Consider the following 17,582-nt stretch of genomic DNA (forward strand, 5'->3'; position numbering starts at 1 on the left):
ACGAACGCCACGCCGGACCGCCCGGCGGCCAGGTCGAGAGCCGGGCAGAGACCCCCACACAGACAGGAGACGCAGCGATGACGCCGCCCACTCCCTCCACCGCCGCCGCGTGCGACACCGTGCGTCCCGGCAGACGGCGCGACCCGAACCGTGACGGCGAGATCCTCGTCGCCGCCCTCGACGTGCTCGCCGAGACCGGCTACGAGGGCATGACCATCGACATGGTCGCTGCGCGGGCCAAGGCAGGCAAGGCCACGGTCTACCGCCGATGGGACTCGAAGGCCGAGCTGGTCGTCGAAGCGCTGGCCTGCCTCAAGGGCACTGCGCTCACCGAGGCGGAGCTGCCCGACACCGGCACGCTGCGCGGCGATATGGTCTCCCTCATCAAGGCACCGGCCATCGAGGACGCCGAACGCAAACTGCGGATCATGTCGGGAGTCGTGGCAATGATCTCGCAGGCCCCCGAGCTCGCCGACGCGGTGCGCAGCATGCTCGTCGAACCCCGCGCTCGCGCGAACGCGATCCTCTTGAGGCGCGCCATCGCCCGCGGCGAGATCCGCGCCGACGTCGACATCGAGACGCTCTCCCTCCTGACGCCCTCGATGGTCGCCTACCGCGTGCTGCTGCTGCGCAAGCCGGTCGACCGCGACTACCTCATCTCGCTCATCGACGGGATCCTGCTGCCCGCGGTCGGTCTGAGAACGGACGACTGACCGCACGTCGGGCCCCCTCCACAGGCCCGCACCGGGGGTCGATCGCGCCGCGAAGGCCGGAGGCGTCACTGGGCACGCCCGCGAGCCTCCTAAAATCGGAGCCATGTCGAAAGTGTTGAGTAGTCTGCCCGTGGGCGAGCGTGTCGGAATCGCATTCTCGGGAGGACTCGACACATCCGTCGCCGTCGCCTGGATGCGCGAGAAGGGCGCGGTGCCGTGCACCTACACGGCCGACATCGGCCAGTACGACGAGCCCGACATCGAGAGCGTTCCGTCGCGCGCCGCACAGTACGGCGCCGAGATCTCGCGACTCGTCGATGCGAAGAGCGCGCTCGTCGAGGAAGGTCTCGTCGCCCTGCAGTGCGGCGCCTTCCACATCCGCTCCGGCGGCAAGACCTACTTCAACACCACTCCCCTGGGCCGCGCCGTGACCGGCACGCTGCTCGTGCGCGCGATGCGCGAAGACGGAGTCGACATCTGGGGCGACGGCTCCACCTACAAGGGCAACGACATCGAGCGGTTCTACCGTTACGGGCTGCTCGCCAACCCTCGCCTACGGATCTACAAGCCGTGGCTCGACGTGCAGTTCGTCAACGAGCTCGGCGGCCGCACCGAGATGTCGGAGTGGCTCGTCGCGCGCGGGTTCCCCTACCGCGACGCCACCGAGAAGGCGTACAGCACCGACGCCAACATCTGGGGCGCCACCCACGAGGCGAAGCGCCTCGAAGAGCTCTCGAGCGGTCTCGAGCTGGTCGAGCCGATCATGGGAGTCGCGTCGTGGCGCGACGAGGTCGAGATCGCCTCCGAGGTCGTCACGGTGCGCTTCGAGGCGGGGCGCCCGGTCGCGCTCAACGGCGTCGAGTTCTCCGACGCGGTGGCGCTCGTGCTCGAGGCCAACGCCATCGGAGGCCGTCACGGCCTGGGCGTGTCCGACCAGATCGAGAATCGCATCATCGAGGCGAAGAGCCGCGGCATCTACGAGGCGCCCGGTATGGCGCTACTCCACATCGCCTACGAGCGCCTGCTCAACGCGATCCACAACGAGGACACCGTCGCGCAGTACCACTCCGAGGGCCGCCGCCTAGGCCGACTGATGTACGAGGGCCGCTGGCTCGATCCCCAGTCGCTCATGCTGCGCGAGTCGATCCAGCGCTGGGTCGGCTCGGCCGTCACCGGCGAGGTCACTCTGCGTCTGCTTCGTGGCGACGACTACACGATCCTCGACACGGCCGGCCCCGCGTTGAGCTACCACCCCGACAAGCTCTCGATGGAGCGTGTCGGCGACGCCGCCTTCGGCCCCGAAGACCGCATCGGGCAGCTCACCATGCGCAACCTCGACATCGCCGACTCGCGGTCGCGGCTCGAGCAGTATGCGGCCGCCGGCCTGGTCGGGGGCCCCACCGCCGAACTCGTGGGCACTCTCCAGATCGGCGAGGCGGAGGCGATCACCGAGGGCAGCGGCTCGGCAGCGGCAGACGCGCTCGGCCGCGCGACGGATCTCGCCTCCGAGGGCGCAGCCTTCGACGCGGGTACCGACTGACGCGGCGACTCTCACCGCAAAAGCGACCCGCGCGCCCTCGATCCTCTCGTCGGAGGCGCGCAGGGCGCTCCTGCCGCGGAGGCGTGTCGTCAGGGCGCCGGGGCGCGAACGATCGCGAGCGCCGCGTCGACCGTCGCCACCGATGAGACGGGGTCGATCCGTGCGAGCACGAGCGCCGCGACCAGGAGCGAGACGAGCACCTCCGCCTGCGCGGCCGCCCAGCGCGGAGCCTCCGGCCACCGCGCCACCGCCCCCGCATGCAACGCGCGGAGAAGCTCCGCCCGGTAGTCGGCGATCACCTCGCGCACCGCGTCGTCACGGGCGATCGGGGCGCCGGCGGCGTTGAGGAGGAGACACCCGCTCCGGGCGGAAAGGGTGCGCGCGTCGGCGAGAGCGACCCTGAGACCGAGGAAGTAGTCCTCGAGCGCGTCGCTGTCGACGCCTCCTGGGGCGAGGAGAGAGGAGAGTCGCGGACGCACGACCTCGTCGAGATAGCTCTGCACCGCGGCGTCGAAAAGTCCGCGTTTGCTGCCGAAGGCGTGGTACAGGCTTGATCGCCGCAGGCCGGTCGCCGACTCGAGCTCAGGCAGCGACGCCTCCTCGAAGCCGCGCTCCCAGAACACGCTGCGTGCCGCGCGCACCGCGTGATCGGTGTCGAATCCCTGCGTGCGTCCCATGCCGCCTCCGTCCTCGTCGCCACTGTTGTGGAACGATCGATCCAGTATATAGTGGACCAATCGATACACAATGGTGTCGATGAGACTGGAGGCCCCTCGTGATCGTTCTCGCCCTGGTGCTCGCGGCGCTGGCCGCTGCGCTGCACGTCTACATCTTCGTTCTGGAGTCGCTGCTCTGGACGACCCCGCGAGCTCGCACCACCTTCGGCACGACGGCGGGCGAGGCCGCCGCCACCAAGGACATGGCATTCAATCAGGGGTTCTACAACCTTTTCCTGGCGATCGTCACGATCGTCGGAATCGTCTCCTTCGCGTCCGGCGCGCTCGCCGTCGGCGCTGCACTGGTCTTCGTGGGCGCGGGCTCGATGGTCGCCGCGGCGCTGGTCCTCATGCTCTCAGCCCCCACTAAGCGCCGCGCGGCCCTCACTCAGATGGCTCCTGGTCTCCTCGCGGTGATCGCCCTCGCCATCGGCCTCGCGCTCTGAACCCTCCCTCTTATCTCGTGAAAGGCTCCATGACCTCCGTCACCAGCACTCAGATCCAGCTCGTCCGCCGCCCCGTGGGGTGGCCCGTCGCCGACGACTTCCGCACCGCGGCGGTCGAGTACGGCGCTCCGGCCCCGGGTGAGATCCGCGTTGAGAACGCGTTCCTCTCGGTCGACCCCTACATGCGCGGCCGCATGAACGACGTCAAGAGCTACACCCCGCCCTTCGCGCTCGGCGAGACGATGACCGGAGGCGCCGTCGGGCGGGTGACCGTCTCGGAGGACCCCGAGTTCCCCGTGGGCAGCGCAGTGCTGCATCAGCTCGGCTGGCGCGACATCGCCCAGGCCGAGTCCTCCCAGTTCCGCGTCGTCCCCGAGATTCCGGGCGCACCGCTCTCGCTCCGCCTGGGGATCCTCGGCATGACGGGCCTCACCGCCTACGTGGGCCTCACCGCGATCGCCGACATGAAGAAGGGCGACACCGTCTTCGTCTCGGGCGCTGCGGGAGCCGTGGGCTCGGCGGCGGGTCAGATCGCCCGCCTCCTGGGAGCCGACCGCGTCATCGGCTCGGCGGGCTCCGCCGAGAAGGTCGCGCTGCTCACCGACAAGTACGGGTATGACGCGGCGTTCGACTACCACTCCGCGCCCGTGCGCGAGCAGCTGGCGACGGCGGCCCCCGACGGCATCGACGTCTACTTCGACAACGTCGGAGGCGACCACCTCGAGGCCGCACTCGACGCTTTCCGCGAGGGTGGGCGGGCCGCCCTCTGCGGTGCGATCGCCGGCTACAACAGCACCGAGAAGGTGCCCGGGCCGGACAACATGGCGAACATCATCACGCGAGGCCTGACGCTCAAGGGCTTCACTCTCTCGGGGTACCTGGACCACGCGGCCGAGTTCAACCGGTTGATGGCCGGCTGGTTCGCCGAAGGGTCGATCGCCTACGACGAGACGGTCGTGGACGGCATCGACCACGCGGTCGACGCTTTCCTCTCGATGATGCGCGGTGGCAACACCGGCAAGATGATCGTCCGGCTCTAACGGATCGAGCGGCCGCCTGCCGTGGCGCCCCTCGTCGGGCGGCGGCCGCCACGCGGCACCTCCGCAGCACGATTCCGTGCACGGCGGCGAACGGCGACTGTCACGGTGATCAGGGATCACGGTGGTGGTTCCTGGGGAGACGACCTCGCAGGCTGCCCCTGCTGGTGCACGGCTTCGTCCGTGGACACTGAGCAGTGGTGGCCGAGGCTGAGCGTCGTGTTGAGGCAGACGGGGAACGGCGACGAGCGGCGCCCTCTCGGGGGCGCTCCCTCTGACGGCGGAGCACGGGGAGGCCCAACGGTGGCAGACTGCGCGCATGATGAGCTTTTCGGGACGGGTCGCCGCGACGACCGTGGCGGCTGCGACACTCCTCCTGCTGGTGAGCGGATGCGCGGGGCGCGCAGATGTCGCGTCGTCACAGACGTCTCTTCCGACGCCGACCGCTACCCAGACACCCGTCGCCACGCCGGCGCCCAGCGCGTCCCGGACACCGACGCCCACGGCGACGCCCGAGCCGACCGCTACGGAGGCGCCGATTCCCGATCCCGCGCCCTCGACGATGCGCTGTGACGGCTCCGACCTGTCGATGGAGTACCGCGCCGACCCTGACGCCTCGGGCGCGGGCAACGGCGCGTTCGATCTGGTGCTGACGAACACGAGTTCCTCGGCCTGCACTCTCGCAGGAATCCCGGGTGTCTACGCCACCGACGCCGACGGAAACCGGATCAGCGCCGTGGCGGGCACCTCTGGGCCGAATCCGGACGGCCTGCTCGACGTGGTCCCTGGCGCTCAGGCCGACATCCGGGTGCTCTGGCACTCGCCCGGCGCCTACGGCTGCGCAGTCGGCACCTCGGCGTTCCTGGTCGCGGAGGTCCTCGACTCCGACAACGGAGCCGTCCGCGCACCTGCCTCGATCCAGGTGTGCACCGATGGCACCCGGATGATGGACGCGATGGCCTACACGCTGCTCTGAACACTCCCAGCAGGGGTGCGGTCGATCCGCAAGACCCCCTCCTTGCCCTTGACCGGACACGGTGCGACGCGGGACTCTCGCACGGTTCACGTTCCTACCCTCCCGGAGGTCATCATGAAGATCGGCTCGCTCCTTCTCCGCCTCGCCGTCGGCGGGCTTTTCGTCGGCCACGGACTGCAGAAGCTCCGGGGATCGTTCGGTGGCCCGGGTCTGGACGGCACCGAGCAGATGATGAAGAGCCTTCAGCTGCATCCGCCGCGCCGCAACGCCGTCGCGGCTGCGGTGACGGAGACCGCAGGCGGCGCGGCGCTGGTGCTCGGTGCAGCGACGCCTCTCGCGGCGGCGGGCCTCATCGCGACGATGGTCACCGCCGTGCGGAAGGTGCACTGGGGCAACGGTCTCTGGAACACAGGCGGCGGCTGGGAGTTCAACGGCCTGCTCGTCGCGGCGACCGCCGCCGTCGTCGCGGACGGCCCGGGAACGCTCTCGTTCGACTCCTTGGTGGGCAAGCGGACCTGGGGAGCGGGGTGGGCGCTGTTCGCTCTCGCGGCCGGTGCTGCCGCCTCCACCGCCGTCATCGAGGCGGGCCGTCGCGCGGGAGTCGCGGAAGCAGAGGGCCCGTCGAGCGAGTCTCTCACCACGCCGGACCCCTCGAGCTCGACGGACGACTGACTCCTGCGGCTGGACGGTGCGCGCGATAGCGTCGGGAGCATGACCGCCTCGATTCCCTCCTCCGATGACCGCCCGTCCGCGTCGGCCGGATCGACCGCCCATGACATCGCTGCGCGCGCGGCCTGGCAGAACGCGGTCGACCGGCTCAACCGGAGCGACGACCCTGACGGCGTCGTGGAACGCATGCGAGCGCTGGCCGCCCGGTACCCCGGCTCCGATGGAGTGGCCTCTTTCGAGCTCGGCGGCGCCCTCGACAGCGCGGGCCGCGAGGAGGAGGCCGCGGCCGAGTACGAGCGGGCGCTCGCCGCGGGCCTGGACGAGGAGCGTCGCGCGCGCCTGACGATCCAGTACGCATCGACGCTGCGGAACCTCGGACGCGTCGACGAGGCCGTCGCCGTGTTGGAAGCGGCCGAGCCCCACCCTGCCGTCGGAGACGCCCGCGCCGTGTTTCTCGCGCTCGCCCTGCAGAGCGCGGGGCGAGCGGACGAGGCCCTTCGAGTCGCACTGGAGGCTCTGGCACCGACCCTCCCCCGGTATCAACGATCGGTTCGGGCCTACGCCGCCGCTCTCGGGGGCGGGCGGACGAAGGAGTAGCGCGGCGACCGCCGACAGCTCACCGGCGTCGAGGAGGGACGGCGCGCCTGGTCGAGTCATACCCGCGCTGCCGCTTCGCTCAGCGCGCGAGAAGCTCCGGCAACCACCCACTCCGGCACCGAGATCGCCACGAAGAGGGAGGAGTAGAGCTGCGCCATCGAGTATGAGGGGTCGAGGCGCAACGCCTCATCGAGATGCGCGTGAGCGAGGGAGGCTACACCTCGCGCCCACCAGCACCAGGCGAGCACCGTCAGCACCGGCACCCGACTCTCGACGGGAGCGAGCGCGGCGAGCCTCGCGAGGGCCGCGGTAGCGAGCTCGAGGCGCTTCTGATCGGGCGCTGTTCCCCTCCCCATGAGGAGCGACGAGGCAGCCACGTCGTGCGCGCTCAAGCCGCCCGCATCGAACTCACGCACGGCCACCTCCGACACGCTTTCGCCGGTGACGACGCCGATCGCGTCGAGTTGACGCCGTCGAGCCGCGGCCTCACCGGCCATGCCGGCTCCGAGCGCGATCTGCAGCGTCGTCTGATCGCGAAGGGCCGGCGACTGCAAGATCTGAATCACCCTCGCCTCCCTCTGCGGCGTCGGCGGCGTGGCGAGCCACCTCTCGACGAGCGCGACGATGTCGAGCACGAGGGGTACGTCGCGGCCGAGGACCTCCTCGACGACGGCCCTGTCTGCGGCAGTCACCTCGGGGAGAGCCGAGAGCGTCTCCACATCGAGGGGATCGGGCGCGGAGGCACTCGCGAAGAGACCGACGTCGCTGCCCTCGATCTCGAGAAGGGGCCTCGGCGTGCGGGCATCGAATCGGTCGGTGTAGCGCCCCCACCCGTCGCCGGCCACGCACGCCACCGCGACGATTCGGAGCCGCGTGCGCTCGAGCCTGCTTACGACAGCACGGCCGAGGTCGATGAACGGGATGCCGCGGCACTCGGCATACGTGCGGCGGGTGTAGACCGCGATAAGCACGCCCGTCGCCTGCGGCATCCTCTCCATCGCCCGAACGCACCTACGAGCGACCTCCTCGACCTCGGCGCGTCGCATGCGCGATGGCAGGGCGATGCGGAATCCGCCCACGGCACGCGAGCCCAGCAGGGGCAGCACGACGAGGGACTCCACGGGACGCAAGCCGATGAGGGCAGGGACGGCCGCGAGCACGTCGTGCAGCTCGCTCGCGCGCACGATCTCGGGTTCGCGGGGTGAGGCGGAGGGCACAGAGGAGGTTCGCTCGAAAGATGACATGACCACCACGGTCCTCGACGGGACGACCCGGCCGGGACCTCGCCCGTCAATCTGTGGAGAGAACGGCGAGTCCCCGGCCTGGTGAGAAGCTTTCGGAGGAGCAGCCGCGGACGTGTGCAGCTCTGCGCCGAGCCTCCGTCTCCGAGCGTCTCGAGAAAGCACACGCGCTGCATCAAGGGGTCTTCGACACGGACCGCGCGGCTGGTATCGGCAGCGAGCAGCGCCCCGAGCGCCCGTTCTCCGAGGCGACATACACGATCGGGCGGCGAAATCCACCGCCGCTCCAGATTTCACGGCCAGGTCCGCCGCACCGCTATCCTCCCGGGGAGGCACTGTGCCGCCGCCACCGCACACAGAGGGAACGACCGTGAGCATCCTCCGCACCAAGTCCGTCGAGCAGTCGATCGCCGACACCGACGACCCAGAGTTCCGACTGAAAAAGTCGCTGACCGCACTCGACCTCACCGTCTTCGGTGTCGGAGTCGTGATCGGCGCGGGCATCTTCACCCTCACCGGTCGGGCCGCGCACGACATCGCGGGTCCTGCGATCGTCCTGAGCTTCGTCATCGCCGCCTTCGCCTGCGCTCTCGCGGCGATGTGCTACGCCGAGTTCGCCTCGACGGTGCCGGTCTCGGGCTCGGCGTACACCTTCTCCTACGCCTCTCTCGGCGAGCTCTTCGCCTGGATCATCGGCTGGGACCTCATCCTCGAGCTCTTCCTCGGCGCGAGTGTCGTCGCTCAGGGCTGGAGCGCCTACCTCGGGTCGTTCCTCGGGCAGCTTGGCATCGTGTTGCCTCCCGCGCTCTCGTACGGAGGAGCGGTCGACGTGCCCGCGATCCTCCTGGTCCTGGTCCTCGGCGCCCTGATGACGTTCGGCATCAAGGAGTCGTTGCGCGTCAACCTCGTGCTCGTCGCGATCAAGCTGTTCATCGTCCTGTTCGTCATCATCGCCGGACTCCAGTTCGTGAACGCCGCCAACTACTCGCCGTTCGTGCCTCCTGCCGTGCCCTCCGAGTCGACGTCCGGCCTGACGCAGCCGCTCTTGCAGTTCTTGTCGGGCATCGAGCCGGCGACGTTCGGAGTCGGCGGGATCATCGCCGGCGCCTCGCTGGTCTTCTTCGCCTATATCGGCTTCGACGTGGTCGCGACGACCGCGGAGGAGACGCGCCGGCCCCAGCGGGACATGCCGATCGGCATCATCGCCTCGCTCGTCATCTGCACGATCCTCTACTGCGCGGTCGCCCTCGTCGTGACCGGCATGGTGCCCTACAGCGAGCTCGACCCCTCCGCCGCCCTGGCCAACGCCTTCGCTTACCACGGGCAGACCTGGATGGCGACGGTCATCTCGGCCGGAGCCGTGGCCGGTCTCACCACCGTGGTGCTGACGCTGCTCATCGGAGCCACACGCATCATCTTCGCGATGTCCCGCGACGGCCTCCTCCCCCAGCGTCTCGCCGCCGTGCACCCGCGCCTGCGCACGCCGTGGATCACCTCCCTCGTCGTGACGGTCATCGTCGCGCTGCTGGCGGGCCTCACGCCCATCGGCGTCCTCGAGGAGATGGTGAACATCGGCACGCTCTCGGCGTTCGTGCTCGTCTCCGTCGGAGTCATCGTCCTGCGCCGCACCCGCCCCGACCTGAAGCGTGGCTTCCGGGTGCCGCTCAACCCGTGGCTGCCGCTGCTCTCCGCGGTGATCTGCACCTACCTGATGCTCAACCTCTCGATCGAGACCTGGCTGCGTTTCCTCGTCTGGCTCGCGATCGGCTTCGCGATCTACTTCGCCTACTCGAGGAGCCACGCGAAGATCGCGAAGTAAGCGGTGGGCGGGTCGAGCCTCTCGACCCGCCCCTCACGCCTCCTCGGGCAGCCCCACCTTGAGCCTCGCCCACGAGCGGCCACGGGTGTCTTTAAGGATGTCGTATTCGACCTCGACGTGCGGCTCGATCGCGCTGTACTTGTCGTTCGGAGCGCCGATCACCAGCTGGAAGCCGAGGCCTCGCCATGCGCCGATCGCGCGCTTGGTGAAGTGCGCGTCGGCCTTGATCAGCGCTTCGTCCATGAAGACCGGGGCGTAGCGCGGACGGTCGGCCCCGGCGTCGCCGAGCTGGTAGCGCAGCGCAGCGCCGACGATGAAGGCGATCAGCTCCTGCGACTCACCGCCGGACTTCTCGCCGATGTGGTCGTAGAGGGCGACGTGCTGCCGAGTGGCCGCGTCGACCCGCTCGGCGCTCACCCGCACGTGGTTGCGCACATCCACGAGGTCGCCGAAGTCGGGAGCCGTGCGACGCATCCGGCCGATCAAGCGCGCCATTCGGCGGTACACCTGCTCGCGCTCCTCCTCGGTCGACGCCGCCTCGATCTGCGCCCGCACCTCGCGGAGCTCGCGACGGAACCTCCTTCGCACCTCCGACTGGTTCTCGCGCGTCGTGATCTGGAGCCGGTGCGCGTCGTCCGAGAACGGAAGATCCTGCATGATCACGTTGATCGGTTCGATGCGCTCTCGGATCTCGCGGAGCGAGCGGCTCAGGGTCGAGTCCAGATTGGTGAGGTCGTTGCCCGAGAGCGTGAGCAGGCTGTCGCGCCACTCCGCCTCGAGCCGGTGCAGACCGCTCGTCTCGAGCGCCTCGAGGAGGCGCTCGAAGTCATCGAGGGAGGCATCGGGGTCGACCAGGAGATTCGGGTTCGGCCAGCGGTCGAGGAACGCGGTCATGATCCGGGCGACGCTCTCGCGCTGCTCCTCGCGCGACTCCGCGGCCGTGCGACGCTCCTCGGCCAGGCGCTGGGCGCCGGTCGCGAGCGCCGCGTCGAAGCGCACGAGCACAGCCGCGGCGCTCCCCGAGGAGGCGGCGTCGGTCAGCGCGAAACGGGCGTCGAGGAAGGCGCGCTGGTCGTCCGCGAGCTCCCGTCCGGCCCGCTCTGCGGCGTCGAGCGTCTCCTGGCTCGCGTCGACGTCGTCGACGATCGCTGCCCACTGCTCCTCGCTTCGCTCTCGGTCGACTCCCGTCCGTGCGATCTCGTCGCGCAACCGCTCGGCGCGGAGGCGCAGCTCGGCGATCTGCCCCTGCAGACGAGAGACCTCGGGATTCGCGGCCGACACCTCGGCCTGGACGGCGAGCCAGCGATCGCGCTCGGCGAGCACGGCATCGACGTCGACGCTCTCCCAGCTCACCTCGACGATCCGGCCGAGTCGCACGAGGTGGTCGTCGAGCGCGTCGAGCGCCGCCTCCGCGTCGTGCGCCGCCTTCATGGCCGCCTCACGACGGCCACGGGCCCGCTCGAGCTGCTCGCCGAGATCGCGCAGCCTCCGCGCGTTCGAGAAGCCCAGGACGGTGGCCGCGCCGTGCCCGCCGTGGGCGCCGCGCTGCCCCTGCGAGAGCTGCCCGGCGAGGGTGAGTGCGATGCGGTGTCGACCGAGCTCGCCCGGACGATCGACGCAGACGAAGCCGAAACGGTCGACGAGTCGCTCCTGCAGCCAGCCGGTGAAGGGTGTGGCGCGATAGTCGAGCCGGCCCGGCAGTGTGCGCGGGTCGAGCCCCGCGCGCGGCTCGAGGCCCGTGTGCACACCCTCGTAGCGGAGGCGCGTCGGCAGCCGCACCACGTCGATCGCGTCCCGGAAGCGTTCGAGATGGGAGACATCGATCATCAGCGTCGTCGCGAAACCGCCGAGGGCGAGGGTGAACGCCTCCCGCCACGGTTCGAACTCGGTGCGCACGTCGACCAGCTCGCCGACGAACGGTACGTCCTCGATGGCGAGGCCAGCGGCCTCGGCGGCCCGTTCGCGCGCCTCGTGCAGCCCACGCGGGATACTGCCGCCGCTCGTGGAGGCGCGGCGCGACTCGGCCTCCAGCTCGGCGAGATCGTGCTCCGCCGCCTTCCGTTCCGCGACCGCATCCGACCATGCGGCGCGGGCGTCGCGCTTCGCGTCGCTCGCTCCCCCGGCGTCGGAGGCACGCGCCAGCACGGCCTCGAAGCCCGTGCGGGTGGTCTCGTCGTGGCCGAGCGCACGCAGGTCCTCGTCGAGTCGGGCGCGGTTCTGACGCACCGTGGCGAGCCTCCGCTCGACGTCGCGGAGTTCGCGCTGCGCCGTCTCGAGCCGCTCGCCTCCCGAGAGGCGCAGCACGTCCACCAGAGCGTCGCGCTCAGCCTCGGCCGCCTCGGCGAGCGCCCGTCGCTCGCGCAGGATCGTGTCGGTCGCCCGCGAGCGCTCGCGCAGCTCCGCCTCCACGTCGCGCAAGAGCCCGAGCCGCTGCTCCGCCCGCCAGATCGCCGCGGGCGAGGAGGGGGCGTCGACGTCGCCGAGGGCATCGATCAGCCGCAGGCGCTCGGCGGAGGCGGCCAGCCGCACCCGCAGATCGCGCAGCGGCTCGAGCGCGGCCACTTGCTGCCGTGCGGTCATCATGCGCGTGCGGGTGCTCTCGAGCTCGTCGAAGTGGGCGACGACGGCGTCGGCGGTGGCGAGAGTCTCTGGCTCCTCCAACACCAAGCGCTTGTAGAGGTCATCGACCGTCGTGATCTGCTGGCCTGCCTGGATGCGGGCCAGCAGGCTCATCGCCTTCGCGCCCGCTCCCGCCGCCCCGATGCCGAGCACCGCGTGCAGACGCGCCGAGAACTCGCGGTCCGTCGCCAGCGGATCGAGGCCAGCGGACCGGAGCGAGGCGTCGGAGAAGCGCAGCGCCGCCGCGGCCTCGAGGGCACCGAGGTCGACCGATCCCTCGACGCTCGCGCGCACGCGCACCGTGTCGTCGAGCACACGGGCACCGGCTGGGACGTACCAGGCCCGCACCGCCGAGAAGCGGGAGCCGTCGTGGTCGACCCAGGTCATCGCCACGGCGGTCCAGGTGTCGGTGCCGTCGCCGCGCAGCACCCGGATCGCCGTGCCCTCATCCGTACGCGACTCGTCGAGCTTGCCGCGCGCGTACGAGAGGATGTTGCGCTGGTCCTCCCCCCGTGGGCGGCCCGTCACTCCTCCGTTCGACGCGCCGTTGAAGGGGGTCGTGTGCGGCATCATCAGCGCGATGTATGCGTCCATCAGCGTGGACTTCCCCGAGCCCGAGCCTCCGCAGAGCAGCGTCGCTCCGGGCGAGAAGCGCACCCGGTGGGCGCCGTCGTATCCGCCCCAGTTGACCAGTTGCAGATCCTCGGCAAGCCACTGCTGCCCGCGCGAGGCGGCGGGGATGAGCCCGAAGAGAGTGTCGAGCATCGTCATGGGCGCTCCTGGCTGTCGGGGTCGGCGGGGTCGGTGTCCTCCACGGCGAGGTCTTCGGAGAGAGAGTCGCTCGCCTCGGCGGCGAGCTCTCGTCCGCCTGCTTCCCCCTCGCCGCCCGAGCGCAGCCAGTCACGGAGTTCCCGGAGCTTCTCGGCGCTCAGGACGATCTCGACGAGCGGGCTGATCCGGTAGCGTCCCGTCGACTCCTCCTCGACGATGCCGTCGCGCCCGAGCCGCTCGAGCGCCTTGCGGATCATCCTCTGCCTGCGCGCGGTGTCGCGCTCCGCCTCCGCGAAGTAGCTCAACACGGTCTGCTCGACGTCTTCGACGTCCACCCGCGCCGAGGGCTCGCCTGCCGCCGACTCGCGCTGGTGCACCGCGCGGAGGTGGACGAGCACGAGCGTCTCGGCCCGGGAGTACGGCAGGTCGCGCAGCAGTACCGGCATGTCGAGCTCGTCGGAGCGCACCTGCTCTTTGTAGGCGACGCCACGATCGTGGTCGACGATCAGGCGCACGAACAGCTCGTTGAGCCGGGACTCGATGAGCTGCCGGTGGTCGAGTAGCACTGCCCAGTGCTCGCGATGGCGCTCGGCGAGGAGGAAACGGCGCTGGAGCACGTGCACCAGCACGCGGCGGACGTCGAGGTCGAGAACCCCGCGGTCGCCGGGGAAGAGATCGTCCGGGTCTTCCTCCATCGCCACCGGGGCGATGAACGGCTCGTCCTCTCGCACGTCACTCATCGTGTGCCTCCTCGGCGAATCGGGCGGTGACGGAGGCGAACGCGAAGCGTCGCGTCGTCCCGTCGGGTCGGTGGGCACGGACCACGGAGTAGCCCTCGCCTTCGTGGAGCTCGGCCCGGTGCGCGATCTCGAGCAGGCCGAGCAGATCGACCGGCCGCCGCGTGTCCTCCGGCGCCGCGCTGAACGCGTCCGCCAGGTCGAACTCGTCGCCGAGCCCCGCCACGTAGGCCTCGAGTTCCGCGTAGCGCGGACCGCCCCAGGCACGACTGTCCTCGTCGACGAACTCGGCATCGTCGTCCGCGACGTTCAGCGCGGCAGGTGCGCTGGCCGGGCGGACGTCGCCGAGGGTGCGCCGCAAGGCACCGATCGCCGCGACGGGGAGGTGACGCAGCGGCTCCACCGGCGCGTCGACCTCCGCTCCGGCCGTCCACTCCTGCAGTCCCGCCATCACGTCGCGCAACAGCTCGTCCACCTGTCGATCGCGGGCGGGGTCATGCGTGCGCACCTGCCCGGTGATCACGTGGGAGGCGCGCCGCTGGGCGGTGAGCACCTCCTGCACCCCCAGCTCGACTCGGCGCCCGATGGCGCTCAGCTCGGCCCGCTGCGTCGCGTCCATGAGGCGAGAGAACGGCTGCACGAGCACCGCGTGCAACTGCTCGGTGAGCGTGTCGATGCGCTCGGGGTCGCCGAGGAGGCGCAGGGCGCCCGCGAACGCGCGTCCCTCGCTGGTCGACTGCATCACGTGCTGACCCCGCTCGAGGTACTCGCGCAGCACCTCCCCGGTCGGTCGTACGTCGCGGCGCAGCTCGGCCACCACGTCGCGCTGCATCGCCTTGATCGACTCGGCCACCCGGGCGAAGTCGGCGGGCAGCTCACGCGCCAAGTGCACGACGTTCTCCGCCTCCTCGAGCAGCTGCTCGTCGTCGACCGGCTCGGGCTCGCCGCTCTCCCCGAGCCGGGCGATCTCGGCGTCGAGCCGGTCCCGCTCCTCCACGAGACGCGCGAGGCGCGCGGCAGGATCGGTCTCGACGTCCGCCGCCAAGCGGCCCACCGCATCGAGGAGAGTGCGCACCCGCGAGCTGGACACCCGCGTGCGCCCGCCTCCCGTGCGCCCGGTGATCTCGAGGGCGCTCACCGCGTGCGCGCTCAGTCGGTAGACCTCCGCGTCGCCGTCGATCTGGGGAACCAGCCAGCCCACGCGTACCCAGGAGCGGCAGATCTCGCGGGCGCCGCCGCGCGGCAGGCTCCGCTCTCCCTCGCCATAGCCGGCGGAGCGCAACTCTTCGAGGATCTCGGCGACCTCGGCGTGCGCATCCGACACCGCCACCGTCTGCCGGTCGACCGTGAACACGAGCGAGAGCGTCGCGACCACGAAAGGCGCGTGGCGCCCGTGCAGCAGATCGAGGGTCGGGGTCCTGAACGCGCCGAGCGAGCGCAGGTAGGCGGCCTCGGCGCGGGAGCTGGTCATCGCCCTCCAGGATAGGCGGAGGGTCGACGAGGTGCGGCACGCCCTCTGACACTCAACCGCAGCGCCACAGGGTGAACGCCGCCTCGGCGGCGTCGCGCTCGTCGGAGTCGTGCTCCTCCCCGCCCGTCTCTCCCTTCGACCACCACGACTGCAGCTGCCTGCAGCCGCTCGCCCCGGTCGCCCGTCGCACGGGGTCGTTCGGCCCCGCAGTGCTCGCGACGACCAGGAGGCGCGTCCGCGCCGACGCGATCATCGTGGCGATCTCCGCACGGCCGAAGACCTGCACCTGCCCGGAGAACCCGCCATCGGTGAGCACGTTCGCCCCTGTCTCCGAGATGATCGGCGCCGAGATCGCCCAGGAGTCGGTGAGGAACAGCGGTGCGCCGCCGGCTCCCCCGCCCGCCGCGCGTGCCGCCGCGACGAGCTGCGTCTCCACGGCGGTCAACGAGCCGTGCCCACCCCACGCGTCCGGCGGCCCGACGGGGAAGGTCGCGGATGCGACCGCGTCGCTCGGCAGTGGCGACGCACCGACCCGCGCGTCGCCTCCCGAACCGTCGCGCGCCGAGTCGAGCGCCTGCACGCTGAACGCCACCGGGCCCACGAGCAGCACCACCGCGGCCACCACACCCGCACCCCGAACGCGCACGCCCCTTCCTCGCACGGCGACGACCACCAAAGCCACTACCCCTACCCCCACGAGCACCGCGGACGGTACCGCCAGCACTGTCGGCAGCAGACCGACCTGCGCAAGGCGCGCACTCCACGCCGACTGCACGACGAGCACCAACGGCAGCACCGCACGCGCCCACACCCTGGCCGATCCCAGCAGCCGCACCGCCTCCGCCCAGCCGAACGCCGCGAGAAGCGCGAGCTGCACCCCGATCGCCGCCACATAGGCCGTGTGCGGCACGCTCGCCAGCGAGAGCACCGTCGCCGCGCAGCCCAGCCAGACCACCAGAGCGAGCAGCATCGCGAACGACACCCTTCCCTCCGCCGATCGCCGACGGGGCCACCACCGTCGTGCACCCAGCACGATCCCTGCGATGGCCGCCGGGTACAGCCAACCCACCTGCGTCGCATACTGCGCGAGGAGGAGTTTCGCCGGCGAGAGTCCCGCTGACCCGGCTCCGTGCACCGATGCGACCACCGATCCCGGTATCGCCCCCGCGATCAGGCGATCCGCTCCGTTGTAGCCGAACACCATCGCGAACACATTGTCATCGGTCGAGCCGTCGATGGCAGGCCTGACGGAGGCGGGAACGGCTTGGATCGCGACCATCCACGCTAGCGAACACGCCACCGCCACCGCGACGAGCCCGCCTGCCCACGACAGCGCGCGCCTCCGCCCCCCGACCGCGACGAGCGTGCCGACGACGAGCGCCGGGACCACGAACCAGGCCTGCATCATCTTCGCCTGGAAGCCGATCCCGATGAACAGCCCCGCGAGCAGAAGGGGCCACCAGCGTGCGGACAGGAGCGCCCGCTGCCACCACACGAGCGCCACGGCGAGGGACATCGTGAGCAGCCCGTCCTCCATCGGGTGCCCGAACATCGACACGAAGATCGGCGTGCTCGCCGCTGCGCCGGCCGCCAGCAGGCCGACGCCCCGACCGCCCCAGCGGAGCCCGAGCACCGAGCACGCGGCGACGGTGACCACTCCCTCGATCAGCTGCGGCAGGGCGAGCGAGGAGGTCGACATTCCGAACAGGCGCACGCTGAGCGCCTGGGGCACCGCGAACCCGCTCAGCTTGTCGAGTGTCACAGTCGCTGAAGGATCGAACGCGCCGAACACCAGCGCTCGCCACGATTCGGACATCGAACGCGCCGCCGAGGCGTAGAACGCGGGATCGCCGCCCTTCGCGAGATTCCAGCCCGAGAGCACAGCGAAGGCGACGAGGATGGCGACGAGCCCGATCCTCGCCCCCCAGGGTTCGCGCCACCAGCGCGGAAGGGGAGCGGAGTCGGTCACGTCGAGCGACGCTAGGGCCGACCGCTATGGCGCGCCTGCAGGGCGGCTCGATGCTGGGCGAGCAGCAGCCGTGCGCGCGGCGGGCATGTTCTCAGCAAATCGTGTGCGGACACCGCAAGCATGCTGGAGCGATCAGCTCGCGCGCCTTGCGGCGGCGTCACGGCGATCCGTCTGCGCCGGAAGCCAGCCCCGAACACGGTCAGTGCTGGACGGCTTCTGCTAAATCTTTCACCTGCCGCTTGTCCTATGGGGCCGCCGAGA

The 17,582-nt window shown here is 70.7% G+C and carries 14 protein-coding genes; 8 read left to right on the forward strand and 6 right to left on the reverse strand.

Translation table 11 applies throughout. The annotated features are described in order from the left end of the window. The first annotated feature begins 77 nt into the window (after positions 1–77). Positions 78–713: a TetR/AcrR family transcriptional regulator gene (locus tag ITJ45_RS08550; RefSeq protein WP_194607831.1), complete on the forward strand. Its 636-nt coding sequence runs from the start codon at positions 78–80 to the stop codon at positions 711–713. A gap of 103 nt (positions 714–816) precedes the next feature. Continuing rightward, a complete protein-coding gene (gene argG, locus ITJ45_RS08555; RefSeq protein ID WP_194607830.1) occupies positions 817–2,253 on the forward strand; it encodes an argininosuccinate synthase in 1,437 nt (478 codons plus the stop codon). A gap of 89 nt (positions 2,254–2,342) precedes the next feature. Here the strand turns inward: argG and ITJ45_RS08560 are convergent, their stop codons facing one another. Then, complete coding sequence (locus tag ITJ45_RS08560; protein WP_194607829.1) at positions 2,343–2,930, reverse strand: TetR/AcrR family transcriptional regulator; 588 nt, start codon at positions 2,928–2,930, stop codon at positions 2,343–2,345. Positions 2,931–3,028: 98 nt separating this feature from the next. Between ITJ45_RS08560 and ITJ45_RS08565 the strand changes: the two genes are divergently transcribed. The 5 genes from ITJ45_RS08565 (at position 3,029) to ITJ45_RS08585 (ending at position 6,694) form a co-directional block, all read left to right on the forward strand. Beyond that, on the forward strand, positions 3,029–3,415 hold the full coding sequence (locus tag ITJ45_RS08565) for a DUF1304 domain-containing protein (RefSeq protein WP_194607828.1): 387 nt from the start codon (positions 3,029–3,031) through the stop codon (positions 3,413–3,415). A gap of 29 nt (positions 3,416–3,444) precedes the next feature. After that, positions 3,445–4,455: an NADP-dependent oxidoreductase gene (locus ITJ45_RS08570; protein ID WP_194607827.1), complete on the forward strand. Its 1,011-nt coding sequence runs from the start codon at positions 3,445–3,447 to the stop codon at positions 4,453–4,455. Positions 4,456–4,771: 316 nt separating this feature from the next. Then, entirely contained in the window at positions 4,772–5,428 is a 657-nt protein-coding gene (locus tag ITJ45_RS08575) for a DUF4232 domain-containing protein (protein ID WP_194607826.1), read from the forward strand. Positions 5,429–5,542: 114 nt separating this feature from the next. After that, positions 5,543–6,100: a DoxX family protein gene (locus ITJ45_RS08580; RefSeq protein WP_194607825.1), complete on the forward strand. Its 558-nt coding sequence runs from the start codon at positions 5,543–5,545 to the stop codon at positions 6,098–6,100. A 39-nt stretch (positions 6,101–6,139) separates the two neighbouring features. Then, on the forward strand, positions 6,140–6,694 hold the full coding sequence (locus ITJ45_RS08585) for a tetratricopeptide repeat protein (protein WP_228493601.1): 555 nt from the start codon (positions 6,140–6,142) through the stop codon (positions 6,692–6,694). Positions 6,695–6,750: 56 nt separating this feature from the next. Here ITJ45_RS08585 and ITJ45_RS08590 read toward each other — a convergent pair whose 3' ends face one another. Further along, the gene (locus ITJ45_RS08590; RefSeq protein WP_228493646.1) at positions 6,751–7,938 is read right to left on the reverse strand and encodes a DUF4192 family protein; all 1,188 of its coding nucleotides are present in this window, start codon (positions 7,936–7,938) and stop codon (positions 6,751–6,753) included. A 367-nt stretch (positions 7,939–8,305) separates the two neighbouring features. On the opposite strand from ITJ45_RS08590, the gene ITJ45_RS08595 reads away from it, so the two are divergent. Beyond that, a complete protein-coding gene (locus ITJ45_RS08595) occupies positions 8,306–9,754 on the forward strand; it encodes an amino acid permease (RefSeq protein ID WP_194607823.1) in 1,449 nt (482 codons plus the stop codon). Positions 9,755–9,787: 33 nt separating this feature from the next. On the opposite strand, the gene ITJ45_RS08600 is transcribed toward ITJ45_RS08595, so the two are convergent. From ITJ45_RS08600 to ITJ45_RS08615, 4 genes are read right to left on the reverse strand one after another with little or no spacing between them, the layout of a single operon-like run. Further along, a complete protein-coding gene (locus ITJ45_RS08600; RefSeq protein ID WP_194607822.1) occupies positions 9,788–13,144 on the reverse strand; it encodes an ATP-binding protein in 3,357 nt (1,118 codons plus the stop codon). After that, positions 13,141–13,884 carry a DUF4194 domain-containing protein gene (locus ITJ45_RS08605; protein WP_194607821.1) on the reverse strand — a complete coding sequence of 248 codons (744 nt, stop codon included), beginning with the start codon at positions 13,882–13,884 and terminating at the stop codon, positions 13,141–13,143. Before ITJ45_RS08605 ends, ITJ45_RS08600 begins: the two co-directional genes overlap by 4 nt. Further along, positions 13,877–15,352 carry a DUF3375 domain-containing protein gene (locus tag ITJ45_RS08610; RefSeq protein ID WP_194607820.1) on the reverse strand — a complete coding sequence of 492 codons (1,476 nt, stop codon included), beginning with the start codon at positions 15,350–15,352 and terminating at the stop codon, positions 13,877–13,879. Before ITJ45_RS08610 ends, ITJ45_RS08605 begins: the two co-directional genes overlap by 8 nt. 52 nt (positions 15,353–15,404) lie before the next feature. Further along, positions 15,405–17,321, reverse strand: coding sequence for an ArnT family glycosyltransferase (locus ITJ45_RS08615; protein WP_194607819.1), 1,917 nt, complete (start codon positions 17,319–17,321; stop codon positions 15,405–15,407). Positions 17,322–17,582: the final 261 nt, after the last annotated feature.

It is taken from the genome of Rathayibacter sp. VKM Ac-2879 (assembly GCF_015351245.1).
Classification (GTDB): Bacteria; Actinomycetota; Actinomycetes; order Actinomycetales; family Microbacteriaceae; genus Rathayibacter.